24 protein-coding genes are annotated in these 23,216 nt (G+C 68.4%); 11 read left to right on the plus strand and 13 right to left on the minus strand.

The window, feature by feature from the left end; genetic code table 11:
* Positions 1 to 120: 120 nt before the first annotated feature.
* From ACG04R_RS25075 to ACG04R_RS25100, 6 genes are read right to left on the minus strand one after another with little or no spacing between them, the layout of a single operon-like run.
* Positions 121 to 396: a DUF1348 family protein gene (locus ACG04R_RS25075; protein ID WP_394416613.1), complete on the minus strand. Its 276-nt coding sequence runs from the start codon at positions 394 to 396 to the stop codon at positions 121 to 123.
* A 1-nt stretch (position 397) separates the two neighbouring features.
* Entirely contained in the window at positions 398 to 898 is a 501-nt protein-coding gene (locus tag ACG04R_RS25080; RefSeq protein WP_394416615.1) for a DUF4405 domain-containing protein, read from the minus strand.
* Complete coding sequence (locus tag ACG04R_RS25085) at positions 895 to 1,611, minus strand: FAD:protein FMN transferase (protein WP_394416617.1); 717 nt, start codon at positions 1,609 to 1,611, stop codon at positions 895 to 897. Before ACG04R_RS25085 ends, ACG04R_RS25080 begins: the two co-directional genes overlap by 4 nt.
* 4 nt (positions 1,612 to 1,615) lie before the next feature.
* On the minus strand, positions 1,616 to 2,116 hold the full coding sequence (locus ACG04R_RS25090) for an FMN-binding protein (RefSeq protein WP_394416619.1): 501 nt from the start codon (positions 2,114 to 2,116) through the stop codon (positions 1,616 to 1,618).
* Complete coding sequence (locus ACG04R_RS25095) at positions 2,116 to 3,438, minus strand: hypothetical protein (RefSeq protein ID WP_394416621.1); 1,323 nt, start codon at positions 3,436 to 3,438, stop codon at positions 2,116 to 2,118. Before ACG04R_RS25095 ends, ACG04R_RS25090 begins: the two co-directional genes overlap by 1 nt.
* A gap of 33 nt (positions 3,439 to 3,471) precedes the next feature.
* On the minus strand, positions 3,472 to 4,674 hold the full coding sequence (locus ACG04R_RS25100) for a cytochrome-c peroxidase (protein WP_394416623.1): 1,203 nt from the start codon (positions 4,672 to 4,674) through the stop codon (positions 3,472 to 3,474).
* A gap of 308 nt (positions 4,675 to 4,982) precedes the next feature.
* On the opposite strand from ACG04R_RS25100, the gene ACG04R_RS25105 reads away from it, so the two are divergent.
* Positions 4,983 to 5,207 carry a hypothetical protein gene (locus tag ACG04R_RS25105; RefSeq protein ID WP_394416625.1) on the plus strand — a complete coding sequence of 75 codons (225 nt, stop codon included), beginning with the start codon at positions 4,983 to 4,985 and terminating at the stop codon, positions 5,205 to 5,207.
* Positions 5,208 to 5,699: 492 nt separating this feature from the next.
* Here the strand turns inward: ACG04R_RS25105 and ACG04R_RS25110 are convergent, their stop codons facing one another.
* The 4 genes from ACG04R_RS25110 to ACG04R_RS25125 are packed head-to-tail and all read right to left on the minus strand — an operon-like array spanning position 5,700 to position 12,058.
* Positions 5,700 to 7,130 (minus strand): heavy metal sensor histidine kinase, encoded by a 1,431-nt coding sequence (locus tag ACG04R_RS25110; protein ID WP_394416627.1) that lies wholly within the window; start codon positions 7,128 to 7,130, stop codon positions 5,700 to 5,702.
* Complete coding sequence (locus ACG04R_RS25115) at positions 7,127 to 7,819, minus strand: heavy metal response regulator transcription factor (RefSeq protein ID WP_394416629.1); 693 nt, start codon at positions 7,817 to 7,819, stop codon at positions 7,127 to 7,129. Before ACG04R_RS25115 ends, ACG04R_RS25110 begins: the two co-directional genes overlap by 4 nt.
* Before the next feature lie 4 nt (positions 7,820 to 7,823).
* Positions 7,824 to 10,895, minus strand: a complete 3,072-nt coding sequence (locus ACG04R_RS25120) for an efflux RND transporter permease subunit (protein ID WP_394416631.1) — start codon at positions 10,893 to 10,895, stop codon at positions 7,824 to 7,826.
* The gene (locus ACG04R_RS25125; RefSeq protein WP_394416633.1) at positions 10,892 to 12,058 is read right to left on the minus strand and encodes an efflux RND transporter periplasmic adaptor subunit; all 1,167 of its coding nucleotides are present in this window, start codon (positions 12,056 to 12,058) and stop codon (positions 10,892 to 10,894) included. The genes ACG04R_RS25120 and ACG04R_RS25125 overlap by 4 nt, the downstream gene beginning before the upstream one ends.
* A gap of 188 nt (positions 12,059 to 12,246) precedes the next feature.
* Here ACG04R_RS25125 and ACG04R_RS25130 point away from each other — a divergent pair, with 188 nt between their 5' ends.
* From ACG04R_RS25130 to ACG04R_RS25170, 9 genes are all read left to right on the plus strand, one after another.
* Positions 12,247 to 12,486, plus strand: a complete 240-nt coding sequence (locus tag ACG04R_RS25130) for a hypothetical protein (protein ID WP_394416635.1) — start codon at positions 12,247 to 12,249, stop codon at positions 12,484 to 12,486.
* A gap of 15 nt (positions 12,487 to 12,501) precedes the next feature.
* Positions 12,502 to 14,007, plus strand: coding sequence for an ArnT family glycosyltransferase (locus tag ACG04R_RS25135; RefSeq protein WP_394416637.1), 1,506 nt, complete (start codon positions 12,502 to 12,504; stop codon positions 14,005 to 14,007).
* Entirely contained in the window at positions 14,004 to 14,825 is an 822-nt protein-coding gene (locus tag ACG04R_RS25140; RefSeq protein WP_394416639.1) for a ChbG/HpnK family deacetylase, read from the plus strand. The genes ACG04R_RS25135 and ACG04R_RS25140 overlap by 4 nt, the downstream gene beginning before the upstream one ends.
* Before the next feature lie 96 nt (positions 14,826 to 14,921).
* Positions 14,922 to 15,581, plus strand: coding sequence for a response regulator (locus ACG04R_RS25145; protein ID WP_394416641.1), 660 nt, complete (start codon positions 14,922 to 14,924; stop codon positions 15,579 to 15,581).
* Entirely contained in the window at positions 15,581 to 16,948 is a 1,368-nt protein-coding gene (locus tag ACG04R_RS25150) for a sensor histidine kinase (protein WP_394416773.1), read from the plus strand. The genes ACG04R_RS25145 and ACG04R_RS25150 overlap by 1 nt, the downstream gene beginning before the upstream one ends.
* Position 16,949: 1 nt before the next feature.
* On the plus strand, positions 16,950 to 17,384 hold the full coding sequence (locus ACG04R_RS25155; protein WP_394416643.1) for an EamA family transporter: 435 nt from the start codon (positions 16,950 to 16,952) through the stop codon (positions 17,382 to 17,384).
* Positions 17,385 to 17,473: 89 nt separating this feature from the next.
* On the plus strand, positions 17,474 to 17,836 hold the full coding sequence (locus tag ACG04R_RS25160; protein ID WP_394416645.1) for a PepSY domain-containing protein: 363 nt from the start codon (positions 17,474 to 17,476) through the stop codon (positions 17,834 to 17,836).
* Positions 17,837 to 17,842: 6 nt separating this feature from the next.
* Positions 17,843 to 18,610, plus strand: a complete 768-nt coding sequence (locus ACG04R_RS25165; protein ID WP_394416647.1) for a COG4705 family protein — start codon at positions 17,843 to 17,845, stop codon at positions 18,608 to 18,610.
* Positions 18,611 to 18,636: 26 nt separating this feature from the next.
* Positions 18,637 to 19,056 carry a histidine kinase gene (locus tag ACG04R_RS25170; protein ID WP_394416649.1) on the plus strand — a complete coding sequence of 140 codons (420 nt, stop codon included), beginning with the start codon at positions 18,637 to 18,639 and terminating at the stop codon, positions 19,054 to 19,056.
* A 33-nt stretch (positions 19,057 to 19,089) separates the two neighbouring features.
* Here ACG04R_RS25170 and ACG04R_RS25175 read toward each other — a convergent pair whose 3' ends face one another.
* The 3 genes from ACG04R_RS25175 to ACG04R_RS25185 all read right to left on the minus strand — a co-directional run bounded on the left by ACG04R_RS25175 (position 19,090) and on the right by ACG04R_RS25185 (position 21,581).
* Complete coding sequence (locus ACG04R_RS25175; protein WP_394416651.1) at positions 19,090 to 19,857, minus strand: hypothetical protein; 768 nt, start codon at positions 19,855 to 19,857, stop codon at positions 19,090 to 19,092.
* 105 nt (positions 19,858 to 19,962) lie between these two features.
* Positions 19,963 to 21,003, minus strand: coding sequence for a YncE family protein (locus ACG04R_RS25180; RefSeq protein ID WP_394416653.1), 1,041 nt, complete (start codon positions 21,001 to 21,003; stop codon positions 19,963 to 19,965).
* Positions 21,004 to 21,038: 35 nt separating this feature from the next.
* Positions 21,039 to 21,581 (minus strand): hypothetical protein, encoded by a 543-nt coding sequence (locus ACG04R_RS25185; protein ID WP_394416655.1) that lies wholly within the window; start codon positions 21,579 to 21,581, stop codon positions 21,039 to 21,041.
* 166 nt (positions 21,582 to 21,747) lie between these two features.
* Here ACG04R_RS25185 and ACG04R_RS25190 point away from each other — a divergent pair, with 166 nt between their 5' ends.
* Positions 21,748 to 23,115, plus strand: coding sequence for a sensor histidine kinase (locus ACG04R_RS25190; RefSeq protein ID WP_394416657.1), 1,368 nt, complete (start codon positions 21,748 to 21,750; stop codon positions 23,113 to 23,115).
* Positions 23,116 to 23,216 lie beyond the last annotated feature (101 nt).

Genomic DNA, 23,216 nt, shown 5'->3' on the forward strand with positions numbered 1-23,216 from the left:
CATGGTGATCACTCCTCACACCCCCGCCCAGCTGTGGATATCTCGGGCAGGGTAGGTTGAACACCTGGGTCAAATTTGGGTCGGCAGGGCCCTCACGGGTGGGTCAAATTTCAGTCGGCGTCAACACTCCCTGATGCAGTGGCAGTCGAGTTCCCGCGCCCACTCGCGCTCCAACAGCGCCTGCGCCTCTGCGCGGCCACGAAGCAACTCGTCGTTATTGCGTGAGACGCTGTCCGGACCGTAGGCAAGCACGGCGCGTCCCGGATCACGACGATTCCAACTTTCCTCGGCCAGGCAGATCTTGTGGACCGCGGTGTCGCGGGTGAATGGGGGCAAATGCGAGATAGGTGTCGGCGTCAGATGGCGACGAGAAGGGCCGACGACGATCAGGGGCAACCTACGACGCCGCGATGCCTGCAGGATCGCTGCCGCGTCGATGCCACAGCACAAGGGCGGCCATTGCAACGCCTGCAGCGGCATGCAGCCCACCGAGGGCAGGCCTCAGGTCTTCCGGCGCGAAGTAATACAGCAGGTAGCCGCTGAGCACCAGCAGCGCCGCCAGCCCGCACAGGGCCACGCCCGTACGCTGCTGGCGGAGGAGTTGCCAACGTCGGCTCAGCCGCCAGCCCTGCGGCATGTGAGCTGCCGCAAGCGCACCCAGCACGAACAGAGCGCCCATGGCGGCCAGGCCGTGCAGGCGCAGGCACCAGGCCTCCAGCGGATGCGGCAGCTCCCCGGCGCCGGCGCCGACGCTGTAATGGACGGCCAGCCAGACCAGGCCCGTGAGCAGCAGCGGGACACCACTCCCGTACAGGACGCGACGCTGCCAACGCGGCAGGCGATGCCGTGGCGGGTGTGCGGGGTGCGGATGGGCGCGGGGGTGGTGCTGGCGGGTCATGCAAGGCGTGGCGCATCGTGCTGCCAGGCGGCGGCATCGTAACGGGCCAGCAGCGGGTGATCGCAGCGACTGCTGAGTGCGACGACCTTGGTCAGTGCGTCGGCCCACAGGCACCGTGGCGCAGCCACGCTGACGTGGGCCTGCACGGCGCGGCTCGCTGCCGAACGGCTGCCAGGCGCGTAGTGGCTGGTCGCAAAAGCGCCATCGGCCAGGCGTGCAAACTCGCGCACGCCGCCACCGCAGGCGTCGTTGCGCAAAAGGATGGGTAGTTCAAGCTCGCCAAACACACGCAGGTCGCCGCCCGCGTTGACCCAGCCGGTTGCGGCGCCCGCGGCCTGCAGCGCCAGCACGGCGAGGTCGACGGCATGGCCCTTGCCGATCCCCCCGAGGTCCAGCACGACACCGTCGGCGAGCTTGTGCAGCCGGTCACCGTCGAGACACCAGGCGTCGGAACCGCTGCCGAGGCTGATGTCGAAGAGGCCATCGCTGTCGACGTGCAATCTGTGCGCGGCCGTGAGCACCTCGACAGTGACAGGGTGCACTGACAGTTCGCCGCCGGTGGGCATCGCGTTGAAGCGGGCAATGTCGCTGCCCGGCTCGAAGCGCGACAGGCGCGCCTGAATCGCGGCAATCGCCCCGAAACCCGACTCGTGCCCCGAGGTCGCACCGATCTCGACCCAGGTGCCGAGCAGCGGGCGGGCGCGTCGCTGCATGCGGCTACCCGAGCGCGCCGGCGCGGCGAGCCGCGCCCAGCGTGGCGACGATGCGGCGCACGCCGTCGGTGACATGGGTGCAGCTCAACGTCGCGCCGCTGATGTTGGCGATGTCTTCACCGATGCGCAGCGGCGCGGCGGCAGTCTTGCCAATGAACTGCTTGCGCCAGGCAGGCAGCCGGATCTCGCTGCCGTGGCTTTCTCGGTAAGCCAGGATCTCCACCTGGCGGACGCTGCCATCCGTCGCGATGCCGACGGCATAGCTGATCAGCTCGACCTTGCCGATGACGTCGTCCAGCACGACATAGCCCAGCACGGCACCGCCCTTTTTGGCGACACGTACACCGAGCGGCCTGCCGCCCTCGGTCGGCAGCGTCAGGCTCTCGAAGCGGTCGGCCTCCGGGAACATCAACTGGGCAGCCTGTTCGGGGCTGAGGTAGGTCACCGCGAAGGCACTGGCTGGCGCGAGTGCGACCAGGGCGGCTGGGGCCAGGGTCAGTCGCATCAGAAGCTCCACCCGACGCCGAGGTTGTAGCGGTTGGCGTCCGTGGCCTCGCGCAGGCGCTGGTAGTCGGCCTTGAAAACGATATTGGACGAGAGCCTGAAGTTGGCGCCCGCCGTGATGACGCGCTCGCTGCGTGCGGCATCAGGCGTCAGGCCGGGGCCGAGGTCGGCATAGGACTTGGCCGTGTTGAAACGCTCCCAGCGCAAAAAGGGCAACAGCGCGTAGTCGCCGCTGGACCAGAGCTTGTAGGCCCCCTGCACATAGAAGCCGTCAAAGGTCTTCGGGATCAGCGTGCCGTTGCCGACCAGCGGCGTGTTCAGCGCAGCGGTGTTGCTGATGCTGCCGCGGGTGTAGACGGTGGAAAAATCCCAGCGGCCGGGCGCCCATCGCGCGTGGACGTCCCACAACGTGATGCGCGATTTGGCCACGGCTTGCGCCTGCGTCGCATTGCCGCTGAATACCGATCCCCCCACCAGCACGCCGGGGATGCCGCGCCAGTTGGCGGCGCCGAACACGGCCACGTCGTGGGCCTTGGCCAGGGCCATCTCCTGGTGGACGCTGCCCAGCGGCGACTCGCGCCCTTCGGTGGAGGTCGCATCCCACTTGGTCAGGTCGAAGCTGGTCGTCAGGCCTCCCTGCAGCGTCAGGCCGTTGTCGAAGTTGCCGACGAACTGCACGCCACCTTCGCGCCAGGTGCTGGGGATGATGGCTGTCTCGACGAAATTGCGCTCCACGCCGTAGAACGCCGTGGGCTCATGATTCTCGTTGAGCAGGCCCACGGGCATCAGGAAGAGGCCGGCGCGCAGCGCGAGATTGGGGTGGATCTGGTGCTCGATGTAGGCCTGCTCGACCTCGACCTCGCCGGGGTCGCTGGCAGAGGAAACCGCGTGCTCGACCTCCAACTCGGTGACGACCTTGGTCTTGTCGTCGAAGCGGTGTTCATACCCGAGCACGAAGCGGCGGATGTCGGCCTGTGCGTTCTGGCTGGCCTTGGTCGGGTGGTTGTAGTTGATCTCGCCATAGCTCGTCAGCACGGTGGCAGGCCCGGTGCGCAGCGTCTGCGCCTCTGCGACGGGGGCGGACACCGGTGCGGGCGTCGTGGCTTGGGCCGGCTGCGGCTGTGCAGGCTGCGTCGGTACCGGCAGCGCGGTGCGCTGCTGCAGCTGGGCCAGCTGCGCCTTGACGGCGGCGAGTTCGTTGGCGAGTTGGTCGAGCCTGCGGGCCAGTTCGGCCTCGGTGGCCGTCTGGGCCTGGGCACTGCCCAGCGCCATGGCCAAGGCGGCGGCGAGGAGGCTGCGGACGGGCGGGCGGAAAGCGGTCATAGGAACTCCGGCGGAATTGGCAAACTTGTGGGATCAACGCGGCGCATAGCCGTCGTTGAGCGTGCGCAAGAAGGTGATGACGTCATCGACCTCGGCGTCGGTCAGCGCGGGCGAGTCACCGGGCTTGCGGTTGTAGGGCACCTCCGCCGTGTTGACGTTGCCCACATAGGCTCGCGGCAGGTCGTCGAACTTGTGCACGCTGCCGTCCGCATTGAGCGGATACCACTTCTCGGGGTTGGTATCGCGTTGCACATAGAAGGTCAGCGCCTCCTTCAGGGACGTGAAGCGGCCGTTGTGGAAGAACACCTGGCGTTTGGCCACGTTGCGCAGCGACGGCACCTTGAAGGCGCCGCAAAGGTCGGTACGGGAGGCCAGCTCGGGACGCTCGCACAGGCCGAGATCGAAGTAGACCGGGTCGGCATTGCGGGCGATGGCCGGGTTGCGCGGCACACCCAGGTTGTCGAAGCTGAAGTCCGTGAACAGCGGGAAGCTGCCGTTGGCCGCCTTGGCCGACGGGTGGCAGGCCTGACAGTTGCCCTTGCTGGGGTTGTTGAACAGGGCCAGTCCGCGCAGTTCCTGATCGCTCAAAGCCACCTTGCCGCGCAGGAACTCGTCGTATTTGCTCGAGAAGGGCCGGAAGTCCGTGTCCTCCTTCTGGTACTGGGCCAGCGCCAGCGTCACGCGGTCCATCGCATCGGCGGGCCGACTGAGGATGTCAGCACCAAACACTCGCTTGAACTCGTCGCCGTAGCTGGCCTGGGCCAACCGGCTGATCACGGCCTGCACGTCGGCGTTGGCCATCTCGAAGGGGTTGGTGAAAGGCCCGGCAGCCTGCGCCTGCAGCGAGGCGGCACGGCCGTCCCAGAAGAAGCCACCAGTGGGCGTGCCATCCGCCTCGAAGCGGAAGGCGCTGTTGAAGGAGAGGTAGTTGATGGACGGTGCGCTGCGCCGTCCCTGCTGGTCCAGCAGCGGGCCACCAAGCTGGGCAGTCAGTGCATTCGCCGGCGCATGGGCCTGGCTCGCGTCATGGCAGCTGGCGCAGGACTGCCGGCCAGAGGCTGACAGGGAGACGTCGTTGAAGATCTTCTCGCCCAACGCGGCTTGCGCCGACAGCGTCGCCGCTTTGGGCACGCTAGCTGTCGCCGCCGCGCTGCCACCACCGCCACCACAGCTCGCCAGCAGGGCCGCGACCATCGCCAGGCTCAGCCTCCCACACCAGAACTTCCAGATCCGCATGCCGCCACCATCGGGTTCGATGGCGCCGCACCATCAAACAATAATGAGAATGATTCGCAATCATAGGATGAGCGTACTTACCAGAAGCTGTCGCATCAAAGATGCATGCAAGGTCATCGCTGGTAGCCGGTTCGGCACCTCACGCAGGTATCGGCGCGATGCCGAACTGCATGCTGCGGGCACCAAGATCGACGACCGGCGCCTGTAAACCTTTGCAACGCCGTAAACGACGCGGCAGAAGCCGTCGTTGTGGACACAAGCATTCGCGAAGCCCAAGCAACCGAAACCAACTCCCTGGAACGCCCAAGATGAACACGCTGAAGACCACCATCGCCACCGCCCTCATCACGCTCGCCTCAGGCATTGCGCTGGCCCAACCTGCCACCCCCGCCGCCACGCCGGTCACGACCGCGAAGCCCACAACGGCCGCTGTTCCGGCCGACGCCGCCAGCGCCACCAAGCATGCTCACAAGCACGGCAAGAAGCACGGCGAAGTCAAGGCTGACGCCAAGACTGAAACCAAGACGCAGTAAGCGCATCAGCGCTCCGCGCAAGGCCGCAGCCCGTCAAAAAGCTGCGGGCTTTTTATTGCGTATTCCATGCCATACCGAGCACCGTTCTGCCCTCCTGACGGACCTGATCGTCAACGCCGTCGAGTAGCTCGCCGCCAACACCCGTCCGTCCGTGGCCTGCGCATGTGACAGCACAACAGAGCCTGATGCCCCGGGCGGCTGTCCGCCCAAACCGTGGGCAACCCTGTTGACATTTCGCAGCAGTGACAGGGAAGCGCAAGACAAGCCCTTAGCGTCGGCCGTGGCTAGAGTGCGCGACCGGCCGCGTGCCGCCCAACCGCTTTCCTCGGCCCAGCACGCCCGTGAAGGTTGCGGTGGCCCGACTACGTCTGGAGTCGGGGGAATCGCGCCTGCAAGCCGAGGTGCGCAACAAAGCTCAGGCACATCACACCTAGCAAAGGCACTTCGGGCAAGCCTCCTCATCGATACTGGTACGCCGCGCCCGGGCTGACTTCAGGCTCGCTGCTCACCCGCGTCGAACGGTAGCCACAGCGTGAAGCGAGCGCCCTTTCCCAACTCGCTGCTGACATTGGCACGCCCGCCGTGCAGCTCGGCGATGGACCGCACGACAGCGAGGCCCAGGCCGGTTCGGTCGCCCGAACTGCGAGCGGCATCGACACGGTAGAAGCGTTCGAAGATGTGCGGCTGATGTTCCGCAGCAATGCCACTGCCGGTGTCGGTCACGATGAACTCCACACCACCATCGCGTGCACAGGCCGTCAATGTGACGAGGCCGCCGGCGGGTGTGTGCTGCAACGCGTTGGACACCAGGTTGGACAGCGCATTGCGCAACAGCAGAGGGTCGGCCTGCAACCTGATGTCGGCCGCGGCGCCCAGTTCGAGACGCAGGCCCCGCTCCTCGGCAACGGCGCCATAGGCCTCTGCAATGTCACGCAGCTGGCCTTGAGCAGACAGGGTCTCGAAGTTCAAGGCCTGGCGCGCGTTGTCCGCCCGGGCCAGAAAGAGCATTGACGAGACCATGCGTGCCAGCCGGTCCCCCTCCTCAACGACGACGGCCAGCGTGTCCTGGTATTCGCCGGCCGAGCGCTCGCGCGACAGCATGACGCCCGCCGCCGAGACGAGGTTGGTGATGGGCGAGCGGAACTCGTGGGCCAGATCGGACGAGAAGCGCGACAGCTGCTCGAATGCGGCGTGCAGGCGGCCCAGCATCGCATCGAACGATTCAGCCAGTTGGCGCAGGTCGCTGGGCCAGGCCTGGTGGGCGATGCGCGCATCGAGCTTGTCGGCGGTGATGTCGCCGATGGCCTCGCTCATCACACGCAACGGCCGCAACGCACGCTGCACGAGGTAGGCGGCCAGTGCCGAAGCGGCCAGCACGGCCAGAGTCACCACGAGGATCAGGCGGCGGCGGAATGCCTCGCCCAGCTCCTGCCCCTCGTGCAGGTTATAGGCCGCCTGCAGCAGCCAGACGCGGCCGGGCCACGTTTCCACCATCGTCGCGGCCAGCATGTAGCGCACCTCCGCGCTCCCGTGGCCAACGGTGTAGCGCTTGAACGCGGCGCGCTTCCTGGCCGCCGGGAAGGCATCCAGCGGTATTGGCGGAGTCGGGGGGGAATCCAGCACCTGCCCGTCGGGCGCCGTCAGCCGCATCGCCAGGTTCCTATTGCGCAAAGTGTGCTCTGCCCACTCCTTCTGCCAGGGGTTCCGGGCACCCACGCCTCCGGCATCCATCGCCTCGATGACCGCGCGCTGCACGTCCATCGTCGTGCGCACGTTGTCCTCGTCCTTCTCCCACAGTTGGTGGGCAAGCTGGTCGTTGAGCGCCCAGCCCACCACACACAGCAAGGCCGTGGTGAAGACGAAGAAGTACAGCGTCAGCCTCAGTTGCAGCGACCAGCGCCGCGGGTCTAGTCGCGGGTTCATCGGGCGGTGTCGTCCAGAACATAGCCGGCGCCGCGCACGGTGTGCAGCAGTTTGGTCTCGTAGGGGTCGTCGATCTTGGCGCGCAGCCGCTTGATCGCCACCTCCACGACGTTGGAGTCGGAGTCGAAGTTCATCTCCCAGACGTGCGCAGCCAGCACGGTGCGTGACTGCACCTCGCCCGCAAAGCTCATCAGGTGGCGCAGCAGCGCGAACTCCTTGGCCGTCAGGTCGATGCGGTCCGCGCCGCGCGCGGCCCGGTGCTTCAGCAGGTCCAGCGTCAGGTCGGCCAGGCGCAGCACACGCTCGCTCTCCTGCGTGTGCGCCGTGGCGTGGCGGCGCAGGATGACGCGCACGCGCGCCAGCAGCTCGGGGTAGGCGTAGGGCTTGACGAGGTAGTCGTCCGCGCCGGCCTCCAGGCCGCGAACGCGGTCGTCGATGTCGTCGCGCGCGGTCAGGAACAGCACCGGCACCGTGCGCCCGGCCTTGCGTGCCGTCTCCAGGATGCTCCAGCCATCCAGGCCGGGCAGCATGATGTCCAGGATGGCGAGGTCGTACTCGCCGGTCAGCAGCAGATGCAGTCCGTCGGGGCCGCTGCCGGCCACGTCCACCAGCATGCCCGACTCGCCCAGCCCGCGGGCGATGTACTTGGCGGCCGTGGCCTGGTCTTCGACGAGCAGGATGCGGGGCATGGCGTCAAGCCTCCTGCGGCACGGCGAGCGACGGCACCGGCCGCGCCTGCCCGCGGTCGAACAGCAGGTAGAGCACCGGCGTGACGAACAGCGTGACCAGCTGCGACAGCAGCAGCCCGCCGACGATGGCCACGCCCAGCGGCTGGCGCAGCTCGGCGCCGGCACCCAGGCCCAGTGCGATGGGCAGCACACCCATCAGGGCACACATCGTGGTCATCATGATCGGGCGGAAACGTTGCTGGCAGGCCTGGCGGATCGCGTCGACGGCGCCGAGCCCTTCATCGCGGCGCGCCGAGATGGCGTAGTCGATCATCATGATCGCGTTCTTCTTGACGATGCCAATCAGCAGCAGGATGCCGATCATCGCGATGAAGCTCAGCTCCATGCCCGCGATGCGCAGCGCCAGCAGCGCGCCCACGGCCGCGGACGGGATGCCCAGCAGGATGGTGAGCGGGTGCACCCAGCTCTCGTAGAGCATGCCCAGGATCACGTAGATGACGGCGACCGCGGCGAGGATGAGCCAGAGCTGCGCCGTCTGCGACTGCTGGAACAGCGCCGCCTGGCCGCTGAAGGCGCCGAAGACGGTGGCCGGCAGGTTGAGCTGCGCCTCGGCCGCATGGATGGCCGCCGCCGCATCCGACAGTGACCTGCCCGGCGCAAGGTCGAAGGACAGCGTCACCGCCGGCAGCTGCGCCTGGTGGTTGACGGCTATGACGCCATTGCCGCGCGTCACGGTGGCGAAGGCGCTCAGCGGCACGCGCTTGCCGGCGCCGCTGCGCACCTCCAGGCCGAGGATGTCGCTCTCGTCGCGCCTGGCAGAGTCCGCCACCTCCAGGATGACCTGGTAGCTGTCCTCCGGCGCGCGGATGGTGGAGACCTGGCGGCTGCCGAAGGCGGCAAACAGCGCGGCACGCACGGTTGCCATGTCGACGTCGAACTGCGCCGCCTTGTCGCGGTCCACGCTGATCTGGGCCTCCAGGCCGTTCTTCTCGTAGTCGCTCGTCACGCCGACCAGCACATCCGACGCCTTCAGCGCGTTCATCAGCTTGTCGGCCCACTGGTCCAGCGCATTCGCGCTGACGGCCTGCAGCGTGTACTGATAGGTGCTCTTGGACGAGCGACCGCCCACGCGCAGGTTCTGCACCGGGCTGAAGAACACCTGGATGCTCGGCAGGTCGCTCGTCTCTTGGCGCAACTGGCTCAGCACGGCGGGCAGCGGCGGCCGCTGGCCGCGGTCCTTCAGGTCGATGGTGAGCTGGGTGGTGTCGTGGTCCACCTTGGTGGCAACGCCGGCCACGTTGGGGTCCGCCAACACGGTCTTCTCGAGGTGCTGCATGACGGCCAGGCGGCCGGCATAGGACATGTCCTGGGGCGTGTCCACGTTGGCCACGACCTGGCCGATGTCCTCCTGCGGGAAGAAGCCCTTGGGCGCCGTGACGTACAGCCCTGCCGTGACCGCGAACGTGGCCACGCCCACCAGCAGCACCGACGCGCGGTGGGCCAGCGCCACGTCCAGCGCGCGCGTGTAGGCGGCCAGCGTGCGGTCGAATGCGCGCTCGAAGAAGCGGCTCCAGGCCGGCACCGGGCGGTGCAGCGACTCGGGCTTCATCAGCATCGGCACCAGCATCGGGATCAGCGTGAGCGACACCGCGGCGGAGACGAGGATGGCGATGGAGACGACGATGGCGAACTCGTGGAACAGCCGCCCCACGACGCCCGGCATGAAGAAGATCGGGATGAACACCGCCACCAGCGACACCGAGATCGACATCACCGTGAAGCCCACCTCGCGGGCGCCAGCGGCGGCGGCCTCGGCCGGCGCCATGCCGCGTTCGATGTGGCTGATAATGGCTTCGAGCACGACGATGGCGTCGTCCACCACCAGGCCCACTGCGATGGTCAGACCCAGCAACGAGATGTTGTCCAGGCTCTGGTCGAGCGCGAACATCAGCCCGAAGGTGGCGAACAGCGAGATCGGCACGCTGAGCGACGGGATGAACGTCGCCGCCGCGCGGCGCAGGAACAGCAGGATCACCAGCACCACCAGGCCCACGGTCAGTACCATGGTCAGGTTGACGTCGTGGATGGCATTGCGGATGGAGATGGAGCGGTCGCTCAGCGTCTGCACCACCACCGAGCCCGGCAGCTGCGCCTGCAGGCGCGGCAGCAGCGCTCGGATGGCGTCCACCACCGCCACCGTGTTGGCGCCGGGCTGGCGGCGCACGCTGAGCAGGATGGACGGGCGGCCGTTCACGTCGCTCATGTTCTGCACGTTCTCGATGCTGTCGGCCACCGACGCCACGTCCGCCAGCCGCACCGTGCGGCCCTGACGGCTGGCCACCGCCACGCTGGCAAAGTCCGCCGCCTTCATGAGGTCGCCGTTCATCTGCACGGTCAGCATCTGGCGGCTGTTGTCCAGCTGGCCGATGGGCGTTCCGGAGTTGGCGCCCTGCAGCGCGGTGGCCACTTCGTCCAGCGTCAGGTCTACGGCCGCCAGCCTTGCGGGGTCGGCCTGGATGCGCACCGCGTAGCGCTTCTGCCCCGACACCTGCACCTGGGCCACGCCCGAGATGGTGGACAGCGCCGGCACGATGAGGTTGTCGCTGAACGCGTTCAGCTCCGCGAAGGACAGCGTCGGCGAGCTCAGCGCCACCAGCAGGATGGGCGCGTCCGCCGGGTTGACCTTGCTGTACGACGGCGGCGTGCGCATCTCCGCGGGCAGTTGCCGCGCGGCGCGGAACAGCGCAGCCTGCACGTCGGCGGCTGCGGCGTCGATGCTGCGGCTGGCGTCGAACTCCAACGTGATCCAGGCCTGGCCCTGCATGCTGGTCGACGACGTCGTCAGCAGCCCCGGGATGGACGAGAACTGCTTTTCCAGCGGCGTGACGACCGACGTGGCGAGGTTGTCCGGGCTGGCACCAGGCAGCGAGGCCGTGACCTGGATGATGGGCGTGTCGTACTGCGGCAGCGCAGAGATCGGCAGGTTGGTCCAGCAGATGAAGCCGGCGACGACCGCGCTGATCCAGAACAGCATCGTCGCGATGGGCCGGCGCAGGCAGGCTTCAGAGAGGTTCATGGCGCCGCCCCCGCGCTGGCGGCCGGTGCCGCTGCGGCCACGCGCACCGCGGCGCCGGTCTTCAAGCCCAACTGACCTTCGGTGACGACCTGCTCGCCGTTGGCCAGGCCCTCGACGACGGCCAGTTGCTCCTGGATGCGCAGCAGCGTGACAGGCCGCGCGACCACCTTGCCAGCGGGCGCGTCCAGCACAAAGACGAAGCGCCCGCCCGGGCTGTCCAGAATGCTTTGCGGCGCGAGCGTGACGGCACCGGGGCTCACGCCGGCCGTGAGTTGCACCTTCACGTAGGCGCCGGGCCACAGCGCTTTGCGCGGATTCGGGAAGGCGGCCTTCAGGCTGATGGTGCCGGTGTCGGCATTGACGGTGTTGTTGACGAACACGAGTTTGCCCTGCACCGGCGTGCCATACGCCGCGGCGATGGACAGCTGCACCTTGCCGGCATCGCGCGCGGCCAGCAACGCCGGCAGGTTGGCCTCGGGCAGCGTGAACTCGACGCCGATCGGGTCCATCTGCGCGACGTTAACCAGCGGCGATGCCGCGCCCGGCTGGGCCAGGCTGCCGGGATGGACCGACAACGCGCCGGTGAGCCCGGCCATCGGCGCCAGGATGCGGGTGCGATCCACCAGCACACGGCTGTTTTCGATGTCAGCCAGCATCGCGCGGTGCTGGGCGCGCAGCGTTGCGACCCTGCCTTCGGCGGCATCCACAGAACTGGGCGAATAGAACTGCGCCTTGGCCAGTTGCTGGGTGCGCACGAGGTCACGCTGGGCTTCGTCCAGCTGCGCCTGCACCTGCGCGGCCGTGGCCTGCGCCTTGGCCAGTTGGGCGGCCACGTCGCTGGCGTCCAGCGTGAACATCAGCTGCCCGGCCTTCACCTCGTCGCCCTCCTTGAAATGGATGGCGCGGATGGTGCCGGTGGCCTGCGGGCGCACGTCCACCTGCGTGAGCGCCACCAGGTGGCCCTGCGCGGAGAGCTTGACAGGCAGGTCCCGCGCCACCGCGGGCGCCACGCTGACCAGCGGCAGCGGCTTGGGCGCGGCGGCCTTCTCCGGCGCCTTGTTCAGAGCCACGGCGGCGGCGGCCAGCGCCAACGGCACTGCACCACCGGCCAGCAGCAGGGCCGGGCGTTTCCTTGCGAACTCGATCATGGGCATCAAAGACATCAGGGCATCAACTCGACCGCGACTGTAGGAAGGCCGCGCTAACGGGAGGCTGAAGCCGACCTGACAAAGTTGTTATCTACGCCTCGCGCGGCACCAAACTTTCTGCGAGCCGTCGCCGGCCGGCTCTGGCTCGCAGTCGCTGTGCGGCCTTAAGGACTCGATAAGCATCGGGCCCGAACACTGCTGGGATGGCATCCGCCCTCAAGACCGAACCGCCTGTGCAGCCTCGCCGCCTGCCAGGCCCGATACCCGCGGTGCCGACGCCGCTGGCCCGCAACCACTTCCGGCCGCTGCGCATCGTCGGCGAGTACGTCAGCCGCAGGTTCGAAGAAGGCAAGGCAAGGCCGCTGTTCATCGTGCGAGAGGCGCGTGGACAAGGGTTGACGACAAGCCGACAGCCGCACGTTGAGGTTGTTCCTGCTCCCTGACAATCAGAACATCCCATGGAGCTTCACGTGAACCCCGCCGCCGAAGGGCTGAGCGCGCCAGCACCCGGTCGCGCGTGGCCGATGACCCGCCCGCAACTCGCCATCTGCGGGCTGCTCGCGCTGCTGCTCGTGCTGCGGCTGGCCGCGATGGCCGGCCTGCCGCTGATGGACACGACGGAGGCTCGCTACGGCGAGATCGGCCGCAAGATGATGGTGTTCGACGACTGGGTCACGCCCTGGTTCGACATCGGCGTGCCGTTCTGGGGCAAGCCCCCGATGTCGTTCTGGGCCACGGCGGCCAGCATGCGGCTGCTGGGCATCAGCGAGTTCGCCGCGCGCCTGCCGCACCTGCTGTGCGGCGGCGGGATCGCGTTGCTGGTGTGGCAGTTCGCACGGCGCCGCGGCGACGCACGCGAAGCCCTGCTCGCCGTGGCCCTGCTCGGCGGCGCGGCCCTATTCTTCGTGTCGGTCGGCGCGGTGATGACCGACACAGTGATGGTGCTGTGCACGACGGCGGCGCTCTGCAGTTTCTGGTTCGCGCTCCACGCGGCCGACGAAGCCCGGCGCCGCCGCCACGGCTGGATGTTCTTCATCGCGCTGGGCATGGGCTTGCTGGCCAAGGGCCCGGTAGCCGTGGTGCTGGCCGGGTTGCCCGTCGTCCTCTGGACCATGCTTCAACGGCGCGTGGGCGACACCTGGCGGGCCCTGCCCTGGCTGCGCGGCAGCCTGCTGGCGCTGGCGCTCGCCGCGCCCTGGTACCTGCTGGCCGAGCAGCGCACGCCCGGCTTCATCAACTACTTCATCGTCGGCGAGCACTGGCACCGCTTCTTCACGCCGGGCTGGTCCGGCGACCGCTACGGGCATGCGCACCAGATGCCCATCGGCTCGATCTGGGTGTTCGCCTGGGGCGCCTTGCTGCCGTGGTCGTTGCTGGTGCCGCTCGCGGCCTGGCGCTGGCGGCGCGTGCGAGTGGCTGACGAGCAGGCGTCGCTGCGCCTGTACCTGTGGCTGTGGGCGCTGCTGCCCCTGCTGTTCTTCACCGCGGCGCGCAACATCATCTGGACCTACGCGCTGCCGTCGCTGCCCGCCGTGGCCTTGCTGATGGCCCGCTGGCTGGTGCTGCGCTCCGCCCATGCCGAGGCCTGGGTCGCCGCCGGCCTGGCCGCAGCTCTGCTGGGGGGTGTGGTGGGTCTGGGCCGGCTGGGCCTCGACCGCCACCAGGACCAGCGCAGCGCCCGCCACCTGGTGCAGGCCTACCTGGCCGAAGCCAAGGCCGGCGAGCCGCTGCTGTACCTGGCGCAACGGCCCTACTCCGCGGCGTTCTACAGCCAGGGCCGGGCGCTGCAGATCCCTGGGCTGGCCGCGCTGCCCGCGGCCCTGGGCCAGCAGGCCGGCTACGTCGCCCTGGAGTCCAAGCTGGACATGACCCAGGATCTGCAGGACATCGGCCTGCAGCTGGAGCACCGCGTCTGCTGCTTCGGCGACGAGCAGCTGCTGCGCGTGCGCGCGAAGGCGCCGTGACGGCGCGCCGGCGCGTCGCCGTCTGCGTGGACGACTTCGGCCTCAACGGTGCCGTCAACGCCGGCGCCCTGAGCCTGGCGGAGGCCGGCCGCGCCTCCGCGCTGAGCTGCCTCACGCGCGGGCCTGCCTGGCGCGCCGGTGCGGCCACGCTGCGCGCGCTGCCGCAGCGGCGCACTGACGTCGGCCTGCACCTGAACCTCAGCGAACCACTCACACCGGACGCCTGGCACCTGCCCCTGCCCATGCTCTGCCTGGGCGCCTGCGCCCGCACCCTGCCCACCGGCAAGGTGCGCGCCGAGATCGCCACGCAGTTCGACGCGTTCGAGGACGCGATGGGCCAGGCACCGGACTTCGTCGACGGCCACCAGCACGTGCACCAGCTCCCCGTCGTCCGCGAGCTGATGCTGGAAGAGCTGGCCCGGCGCTACCCCATGCGTCCGCCCTGGCTGCGCAACACGCAGGCACCTCAGGCGCTGCGGCACCACGGCCGGGTACCGCTCAAGCAGCAGGCGATCGCGGCCCTCGGCGCCAAGCGGCTGGCCGCCCTGGCTCGCGAACAAGGCTACCCACAGAACCGCAGCCTGCTGGGCGTCTACGACTTCTCCGGCCCGGCCCCCGACCATGCATACCGACTGGCGGATTGGTGCGACGTGATGGCAGACGGCGACCTGCTGATGACGCACGCCGCGATCGGCGCAGCGCCGGGCGACCCGATCGCGGCGGCGCGCCAGGTGGAGCACGAGGTACTGATGGGCCCGGCCTTCGGCGAATGGCTGGCCACGCGGCTGGCGATCGTGCGGCTCTCCGAAATCCTTTGACCCGGCATGGCCCGACACCGGCAGGGCCTTGCCTCGATATCCTTGCACCAACAACCGCGCCGACCGCGCCCACCCCGGCCCTGCCGAGACCCGACGATGCGACTCATCCTGATCGAGGACGACCTGATGATCGGCAAGGCCGTGCGCGAAGGCCTGCTGCAGGCTGGCTTTGCCGTGGACTGGGTCACCGACGGCCGGGCGGCCGAGCTGTCGCTGACTCACGGCGTCTACGACCTCGCCGTGCTGGACCTCGGCCTGCCCCGTGGCGATGGCATGTCGCTGCTGCAGGCGCTGCGTGCCGCGGGCAATTCGCTGCCCGTACTGATCGCTTCGGCGCGCGACACCGTGCGGGACCGTATCGACGGCCTGGAGGCCGGCGCTGACGACTATGTGCTCAAGCCCTTCGACCTGGACGAGCTGATCGCGCGCGTCCGCGCCCTGCTGCGCCGGCATGCGGGCAGCGGCGACCCGCGGCTGCGCCAGGGCGACCTGGTGCTGGACCCGACGCGCAAGGAAGTGACGAAGGCCGGCGTGGCGGTGGAGCTGTCGGCCCGCGAGTTCTCGGTGCTGGAGGCCTTGATGCAGAAACCCGGCGCCGTGCTGTCGCGCGAGCGGCTGGAGGAAGCCGTCTACGGCTGGGGGCAGGAGGTGGCCAGCAACTCCATCGAAGTGCACCTGCACAACCTTCGCCGCAAGCTCGGCGCGGCCGTGATCAAAAACGTGCGCGGCATCGGCTACCGCGTGGTCAACGAGTGATGCGGTCCATCGAGCGCGTGCTGCTGGCCTGGATCATGGCTGCGCTGGCCATCGGCGCGGCCATGATCGTGCTGGTGGTCTACCTAGTGACGCTGGAGGAGATGAACGAGGTCTTCGACGCCGACCTCAAGAACGTCGCGACCGGGCTCGCGCGGTTCCAGCAGGCCAACCCGCCACCCACACCACTGGCCTCTGCCGAGCCCTCCGACAACGAGGCTGGCGACACGGAGGAAACTGAGATCGTCACCTTCGCCTGGGACGCGGCCGGCCACCTGCTCTACAGCTCGAACCGGGCGATCCCGATGCACTTCATCGCCACCGAAGGGCTGTCGCAGGAGCAGCTGGACGGCGAAGCCTGGGTCGTCTACACAGCCCGACACGGCAGTGGTCTGGCGCAGGCGGCGCAGCGCGTCACGTCGAGGCTGGAGATGGCGCAGGAGTCGGCCACCCGCATCCTGCCGCCGATGCTGCTGCTGGCGCTGGGCATCGGCGCGCTGCTGATCTTCAGCCTGCGCCGCGGCCTGCGGCCGCTGGACGCCGCGGCGCGCGACGTGGCCGGGCGCAGCGCCCGGTCGCTGGCGCCGATCGCCAGCGACAACCTGCCGCGCGAGCTGGCGCCGATGGTGCAGTCCATCAATGGCCTGATGGCGCGGCTGGACGATTCGCTCACCGCGCAGCGCCGCTTCCTCGCGGACGCGGCGCACGAGCTGCGCAGCCCCGTCACCGCACTGAGACTGCAGTTGCAGCTGCTGCGCCGCAGCCCCGACGACGCCGGCCGCACGGCCGCAATGGACGAGCTGCAACAAGGCATGGCCCGCGCGCAACGGCTGATCGAGCAATTGCTGCAGTTCGCCCGCACCGAGCCCGAAGCGCAGCTCGCACCCATGGTGGCGCTGGATCTGGCGGACATCGTGCGCGAGGTGGTCGAGGGCTTGAACCTCAAGGCGGAAGCCTTGCAGATCGACCTCGGCGCCGAACTGCACGGGCCGGTCCCGGCCGTGGGCGACCGGGCGCAGCTCGTCGTGCTGCTGAACAACCTGGTGGAGAACGCGCTGCGCCACACGCCGGCCGGCGGTTTCGTCGACGTGGGCGCCGAGGTGCGCGACGCGCAGGCCCTGCTCTTCGTGCGGGACACCGGGCCGGGCATCCCGCACGAGGCGCGCGAGCGCGTCTTCGATCGTTTCTACCGCGGCGACCCGCCGTCGCCCTCGGCGCGCACGACGGACGGCAGCGGGCTGGGCCTGTCCATCGTCAAGGCCATCGCCGACCGCCATGGCGCCACCGTGCGGCTGCTGGACCGGCCTGCCGGCACGGGCCTCGAAGTGCGCGTCGTCTTCCCCACCCCCAACGATCAGCAAGGACCATGACATGAGTTTTTCCAACAACTGGCTGTGGTGGGCGCTGCTGTCCGCCGGTTTCGCGGGCGGCACGGCCGTGCTGGCCAAGGTGGGCATCCAGGGTGTCGACTCCGACCTCGCCACGCTCGTGCGCACCCTGATCGTGGCCGTGCTGCTGGCGCTGTTCGTGGGCGCCACGGGCAAGTGGGCCAACCCCATAACGCTGGCGCCGCGCACGCTGCTGTTCCTGGCCCTGTCGGCCCTCGCCACCGGCGCGTCGTGGGTGTGCTACTTCCGGGCACTGCAGCTCGGCCCGGCGTCGCTCGTCGCGCCGGTGGACAAGTTCAGCGTCGTGCTGGTGGCGCTGTTTGCGGTCAGTTTCCTCGGCGAGCGGCCCGCGCCGAAGGAGTGGCTGGGCATCGCGCTGATCACGGCCGGCGTGCTCACGCTCGCCATCAAAGTCTAGTCCGCGCGACTCTTAAGGAGCCGATAAGCGCCCGAAAAACATACTGCCCGCCAGGGCGCGACGGTCGCGCCTTTTTTGGGAGGCAGACCATGAATCGTCGCTACATCTACGCGCTGTTGAGCGCAAGCCTGATCGCAGCCGGCGCACTGGCGTACGCCGAGAGCGGTGAGCCGCGTAGCGGCGAACCCGAGACCGACGCCGTGCCGGTCACGCAGGCCCCCATCTCGCTGCTGCAGGCCGTGCAGACCGCCGAGCTGCGCGCCGCCGGCAAGGCCCGCCAGGCCGAGTACACGCACGGCCGCCAGGGCTGGGTCTACGAGGTCGAGGTGGTCAGCAACGCGGGCGTCTTCGACGTGCACGTCGACGCCACCAACGGCACGGTGTTGTCGTCGGAGCTGGACAAGCTCGATCGCGACGGGCGCCACGGTGAACATGACGACGGCGAGGACTGATCGGCCATGCCCATTTCCCTGCCCGATCCGCGCAACAAAGTGCCCGCCATCGCGCTGGCCTTCTGGGTCATCAAGATTCTGTCCACCACGGTGGGTGAGACTGGGGCCGATTTCCTCGCCGTGCAGGTCGGCTGGGGCCAGGGCCTAACGAGCGCGCTGATGGCCACGCTGCTGGGCGGCGCACTGGCCCTGCAGCTGCGCGCGCAGCGCTACGTGCCGTGGATGTACTGGCTCAGCGCCGTGCTGGTCAGCGTCGTCGGCACGCAAATCACCGACCTGCTGACCGATGGCCTGGGCGTCAGCCTCTACCTGAGCAGCACGGTCTTCGCCATCACGCTGGCCGCCATCTTCGCGAGCTGGCATGCGGTCGAGCGGGACCTGTCGATCCACCACATCGTCACGCGCCGGCGCGAGCTTTTCTACTGGGCCGCCATCCTGTGCACCTTCGCGCTCGGCACTGCCGTGGGCGACCTGGCGACCGAGGCGCTGGGCCTGGGCTTCAGCCTCGGGTCGCTGGTGTTCGGGCTGCTCATCGCCGCGACGTATGCCGCCTGGCGCCTCGGCGCCAACGCCGTGCTGACCTTCTGGATCGCCTACATCCTGACCCGCCCATTCGGTGCCGCCATCGGCGACCTGCTGACCCAGGACCGCACCTACGGCGGCCTCGGCATCGGCGCGATGTGGACCAGCGCGCTGTTCCTCGCCTTCATCGTCTCGCTGGTCACGCTGGCCCAGCGCCAAGTCAAGCCCGGCCGCTCCCTGGCCGGCAAATGATCTTCAACCCGACAAGGAATATTCTCATGCAAGTCTTCCGTCCCGTCCTCCGTCCCGTCTCGCGCGCCCTCGTCGTCGCTTCCAGCGTCTTCCTGCTGGCCCTCGGTGCCGGCCATGCGGGCATGGCCAAGGCAGCCACTGCCGCCGCAACAGCCAGCAAGCTCGGCGACCTCACGCCATTCCGCAGCATTGCGGCCGACGTCAGCACCATCGTCCAGTCGGGCGATCTTGCCAAGGGCAAGGCGCGCATCAAGGACCTGGAGCTGGCCTGGGACAAGGCCGAGGCTGGCCTGAAGCCCCGCGCCGCGGCCGACTGGCATGTGCTCGACAAGGCCATCGACCGTGCACTGGCGGCGCTGCGTGCCGACAAGCCCAGCGCCGCCGACTGCCAGAAGGCCGTGGCCGAGCTGCTCGCGACCTTCGACTCACTGCAGCCCAAGGGCTGAGCCCGCACACCGGACGGGGCTCGGCCCGCGCGCTCAGCGCGTGAACTGCAGCCCCAGGTAGACCATGGACTGGCGCCGCTCGTCGGTGCTGGTGCCGAACTCGCGGCCGGCCGCGGCCAGCAGTGTCAGCGACTCCTGCAGCTTCCAGTGCAGGCCGAAGTTCAGCAGCGTCTGGTGCTCGCCGGTGGACTGCGTGCGATGGACTTCGGCCAGGCACTCCACGCCCTCGCCGCAGCCATGCGCCAGCACGACGCCCGCCACCCACTGGTTGGCCCCGCCGCCCGACACGAAGTTGCGTCCCACCTCAGCCACCACCCCCACGCCGGCCACGTCCGTCGACAACTCGACCGGCAGGAAGAACTCATGCCCCGCGCTGGCCAGCCCGCGTCGCGTGGAAGACGAGAGCAGGCTGCGCGTGTATTGCGGGTAGGTGGACAGCGCGTAGCCGGCGTCGTCCTCGTCGACGAAGCGCCACTTGACGCCGAAATTGCCGGCACCGAGGCCAGCCTTTGAACCCTGGCCGTCGTCGCGCGCGGTGACCCAGGGCACGTCCGCCTTCAGCTGGATGCGCTCGCCCCAGCCGTAGTTGATGTCGGCATCGGGCGCGGCGAGCACGCGGCGCCCGCGCGTGCGCGACGCGATGGCGCCGAGGTTGATTTCCCACTTGCCGGCGCCAGGCGTATCGGGGTCATCGGTGACCATGGGCGGGCCGCCCTGGGCCAGTGCGGCACCGGTCGCGGCCAACAGGCCGCCCAACACGAGCAGGCTTCGCAGCCGGCCGCGGGGTCGAGAAGAACGCATAAAGATTCCTTGCTTCTGGAGATCGCCGTGCGGGCGGCGTGGCAGGCGCGGCTGAGCGCGGCGCACGGGTGGAACCATGCGCCGCGTGCGTTGCCGCCGTGTTGCTTACTTGCCGCCGGCCGGCAGCACTTCGTAGCGCAGCAACCCGGCCTTGGTCTTGTCCGAGCCACCCACGGCCACGTACAGGCGCTTCAGCTCGGGCACAAGGAAGGCCGTCTTGGCGCCCTTTTCGGACGGCACGCGCGCCAGCTCCTCGTAGTGGTCGGCGTCCACCTGGCGGAACACGCCGACATAGTCGTCGCCAGCCGCGTAGATGCGGCGGTTGGCCGCGTCGAACATCATGCCGTTGGTGCGCCCCGGCGCGTCGAAGCTGGCCACCGAGGCACCCGTGTCGGTGTTGATGACCACCAGCTTGAACGGCTTGCGCGTGATGATGAAAAGGCGCTTGTTTGCTTCGTCGAGATCGATCTGCGAGTTGTTCTCGCCTTCCTTGACCGGCCACAACGCCAGCTGCTGGCCGCTCTTCTTGTCCAGCACCGCGATCTCGCTCTTGCCGGCCACGTTGACGAAGGCGCGCGAGCCCTTCTGCTCGGCCACGATGCCTTCGGTGAAGTCGGTGTCGAACACCACTTCGCCGACCGGCTTGCCGGTGGCGGCGTCCACCTGCGTGACCATGGTCCTCGGCAGCTTGGTGACCGCGTTCTTGCCGCCGGTCACGAACCACAGCCGGTTCAGCGAGGGGTCGTAGCTCATCACATCGGCGCCGGGTGCGATCTTGATCGTGTCCAGCACCGCGTAGGTCTTGCCGTCCAGCACCTTGCTGAGGCCGTCACCGCTGTTGCTGACGATCAGGCGGTTCTTCTTCGCGTCGAAATGCACCGCGTGCGGCGTTTCCATGCCGGGCACGGTCTTCACGCGGGCGCCGCTCTTCAGGTCGAACACCTCCAGCGTGCCGCCGTCCTCGCCAGCCAGGAAGAGCCGGTTGCCCTTGATGTCGGCGCCGAAGTGGTCGAAGTCGCCGTCGTAGTTCGGAATCTCGGTGCGGCCCAGCAGCCGCAACGCGGCGCCATCCGCCGCGGCCGCCAGGGGTGCCGCGGCACCGAGCACCAGCAGGGCCGCCGCAGCGGCCAGGGTCTGCTTGAACATGACCAGTCCTTTGCCTTGCGTGTAGGGCCGCGCCATCATTTGGCGGCATCGAAGAGCGCGTTGTAGCTGAAGATCTTCTTGGCCAGATCGTCGCGCAGCACGGTCGACTTTTGCAGGCACTCGATCTCGGCAGCGCTGCTGTTCGGGTCGGCCGGCGGGTTCTTGAACGCGTAGACGACCAACCCGACGTTCTCGCCCTTCGCATCGCGCATGGGCATGAGCACCACCATCTTCTTCGGGTTGTCCTTCACACGCTTCCAGCGCGGGTCGACGATGGTGATGCCCTTCTTGATGACGTCGATGTCGTCCGGGTCGTCCGGGTTGCCCACGCGCTCGGGGAAGGAGCCGGCGAACATCGTATAGACCTCGCTCATGCCCGGCGGCACGCCGTGCAACGTGACGCTAAGCAGTTCGGGATGAGCGGCCATGGTGTCGTCGGACAGCTTCTGGGCGTAGGTCTTGTGGGTCGGCGGTGTCCAGTTCTTGGCGGGTGCATCGGCGGCCCGGCTGGCGGCGGTGCCCAGGGCCAGCACACTGGCGGCGGCTACCGCGAGCGCCGTCTTGAGGATGGGATTCATGTTGTCTCCGTTGAGGTGAAAGCGGCATCCATGAGGCTGGAGGCTAGGATGGAATTTAGGCAGGCACCCTGTACGGTTCCTGTCTCGATTCTGAAAGGTCGTTCAGGTAGCTCCCCTGCAAAACACCCGGTCTCAAAAGGTGCCTCACGGTCTAGCATCCGCGGCCATGAAGTCGATCGGCTCGCGCATCACGCTCTGGTACGCCATCACGCTCACCGCGACGCTGGCCACGCTCTTCATCGCCGGCCACTACCTGCTGGAACGTTACCTCGTGCGCCAGCTCGACGAGCTCAACGAGAACCAGTTCAAGCACCTGCGTGCCGTGCTCGGTCAGGACTATGCAAGCCTCACGCCCGCCGTCATCGACGAGCGCATCCGCGAGGCCACCGAGTCGGCGTCGTCCATGTTCTACACGGACATGCACGGGCCGATGACGAACCGCTTCTTCCGCTCCAGCAACCTGCACGGCCAGTCCATCCCGGACATCGTCGGGCAGAACATCTACTCGATCTCGGTCGATGGCGTCGGCGAGGTGCGCGTGGGCGAATTCCTGCTGCGGCCGTTCGACGTGATGGTCGCCACGCCGCTGGCGCCGGTGCGCGACCTGATGGCCGGCTACCGCAGGGTGTTCTTTGGCCTGCTGCTTCTCGCGCTGGTGCTGGCGCTGCTGATCGGCTATGGCCTCAGCGAGCTGTTCCTGCGGCCGGTGCGCGTCATCCAGGAAACGGCCAACCGCATCCGCTCCGACAACCTGACCGAGCGCATCCCGGTCGGCAACGTCAAGGACGAGATGTCGCAGCTCGCGGCCTTCCTGAACCAGATGTTCGACCGCCTGGAGAACGCCTTCTCCGAGATCCGACGCTTCTCGGCCGAGGCCTCGCATGAGCTGAAGACGCCACTGTCGCTGATGCAGCTGCACGCCGAGCGGCTGCTGGGCGACGACACGCTGACCGAGGCCCAGCGCGACTCGGTGATGGTGCAGCTGGAAGAGATCGGCCGCGTCAATCACATCATCGACGAGCTGCTTTTCCTGTCGCGCGCCGACGCGGGTGCCGTGCTGATCGAGCTGGCGCAGCAGAGCCCCGCGGCCTTCCTGGGCGCCTTCGCGCAGGACGCCAACGCACTGGCTGAGTACGACGGCAAGCACTTCGTGTGGACGCACACGGGCGAAGGCAGCGTCAGCATCGATGGCAAGCGCATCCGCCAGGTGCTGCTAAACCTGCTCACCAACGCGCTGAAGGTGACGCCGCTCGACAGCGGCGTCAGCATGGATTCGACGCTGGTCGACGACCGCTGGCGCATCAGCATCGTCGACGAGGGGCCGGGCCTGACGACCGAGCAGTGCGAGCGCATGTTCGAGCGCTTCGTTCGCTTCGGCAACGCCGCGGGTGGCGACACGCGAGGCGCGGGCCTGGGCCTGCCCATCTCGCGCAGCATTGTGAAGATGCACAAGGGCCGCATCTGGGCCACCAGCCGCGACGTGGGCCGCGGCCTGCGCGTGGTCATCGAACTGCCGGCCACGCAACGCGCCTGAGCTGCGGCAGCCTGAACGGAAGTTCAGGAAGAGTTCACGTTGGAGACAGGGTCGGAAATCAAGATTTCGCTACGGTCCGATGCGACCGATGAGCGTCATCA

The sequence above is a fragment of the Pelomonas candidula genome (assembly GCF_043555985.1).
In the GTDB taxonomy this organism is placed as follows: domain Bacteria; phylum Pseudomonadota; class Gammaproteobacteria; order Burkholderiales; family Burkholderiaceae_C; genus Pelomonas; species Pelomonas candidula.

Coding starts and splice junctions, on each gene's coding strand:
- ACG04R_RS25170 (WP_394416649.1), top strand. CDS start 18,637: ATGCAAGTCTTCCGTCCCGTCCTCCGTCCCGTCTCGCGCGCCCTCGTC.
- ACG04R_RS25160 (WP_394416645.1), top strand. CDS start 17,474: ATGAATCGTCGCTACATCTACGCGCTGTTGAGCGCAAGCCTGATCGCA.
- ACG04R_RS25090 (WP_394416619.1), bottom strand. CDS start 2,116: ATGCGACTGACCCTGGCCCCAGCCGCCCTGGTCGCACTCGCGCCAGCC.
- ACG04R_RS25185 (WP_394416655.1), bottom strand. CDS start 21,581: ATGAATCCCATCCTCAAGACGGCGCTCGCGGTAGCCGCCGCCAGTGTG.
- ACG04R_RS25180 (WP_394416653.1), bottom strand. CDS start 21,003: ATGTTCAAGCAGACCCTGGCCGCTGCGGCGGCCCTGCTGGTGCTCGGT.
- ACG04R_RS25175 (WP_394416651.1), bottom strand. CDS start 19,857: ATGCGTTCTTCTCGACCCCGCGGCCGGCTGCGAAGCCTGCTCGTGTTG.
- ACG04R_RS25095 (WP_394416621.1), bottom strand. CDS start 3,438: ATGACCGCTTTCCGCCCGCCCGTCCGCAGCCTCCTCGCCGCCGCCTTG.
- ACG04R_RS25125 (WP_394416633.1), bottom strand. CDS start 12,058: ATGTCTTTGATGCCCATGATCGAGTTCGCAAGGAAACGCCCGGCCCTG.
- ACG04R_RS25145 (WP_394416641.1), top strand. CDS start 14,922: ATGCGACTCATCCTGATCGAGGACGACCTGATGATCGGCAAGGCCGTG.
- ACG04R_RS25110 (WP_394416627.1), bottom strand. CDS start 7,130: ATGAACCCGCGACTAGACCCGCGGCGCTGGTCGCTGCAACTGAGGCTG.
- ACG04R_RS25105 (WP_394416625.1), top strand. CDS start 4,983: ATGAACACGCTGAAGACCACCATCGCCACCGCCCTCATCACGCTCGCC.
- ACG04R_RS25165 (WP_394416647.1), top strand. CDS start 17,843: ATGCCCATTTCCCTGCCCGATCCGCGCAACAAAGTGCCCGCCATCGCG.
- ACG04R_RS25130 (WP_394416635.1), top strand. CDS start 12,247: ATGGCATCCGCCCTCAAGACCGAACCGCCTGTGCAGCCTCGCCGCCTG.
- ACG04R_RS25135 (WP_394416637.1), top strand. CDS start 12,502: ATGGAGCTTCACGTGAACCCCGCCGCCGAAGGGCTGAGCGCGCCAGCA.
- ACG04R_RS25120 (WP_394416631.1), bottom strand. CDS start 10,895: ATGAACCTCTCTGAAGCCTGCCTGCGCCGGCCCATCGCGACGATGCTG.
- ACG04R_RS25115 (WP_394416629.1), bottom strand. CDS start 7,819: ATGCCCCGCATCCTGCTCGTCGAAGACCAGGCCACGGCCGCCAAGTAC.
- ACG04R_RS25100 (WP_394416623.1), bottom strand. CDS start 4,674: ATGCGGATCTGGAAGTTCTGGTGTGGGAGGCTGAGCCTGGCGATGGTC.
- ACG04R_RS25190 (WP_394416657.1), top strand. CDS start 21,748: ATGAAGTCGATCGGCTCGCGCATCACGCTCTGGTACGCCATCACGCTC.
- ACG04R_RS25155 (WP_394416643.1), top strand. CDS start 16,950: ATGAGTTTTTCCAACAACTGGCTGTGGTGGGCGCTGCTGTCCGCCGGT.
- ACG04R_RS25080 (WP_394416615.1), bottom strand. CDS start 898: ATGACCCGCCAGCACCACCCCCGCGCCCATCCGCACCCCGCACACCCG.
- ACG04R_RS25150 (WP_394416773.1), top strand. CDS start 15,581: ATGCGGTCCATCGAGCGCGTGCTGCTGGCCTGGATCATGGCTGCGCTG.
- ACG04R_RS25085 (WP_394416617.1), bottom strand. CDS start 1,611: ATGCAGCGACGCGCCCGCCCGCTGCTCGGCACCTGGGTCGAGATCGGT.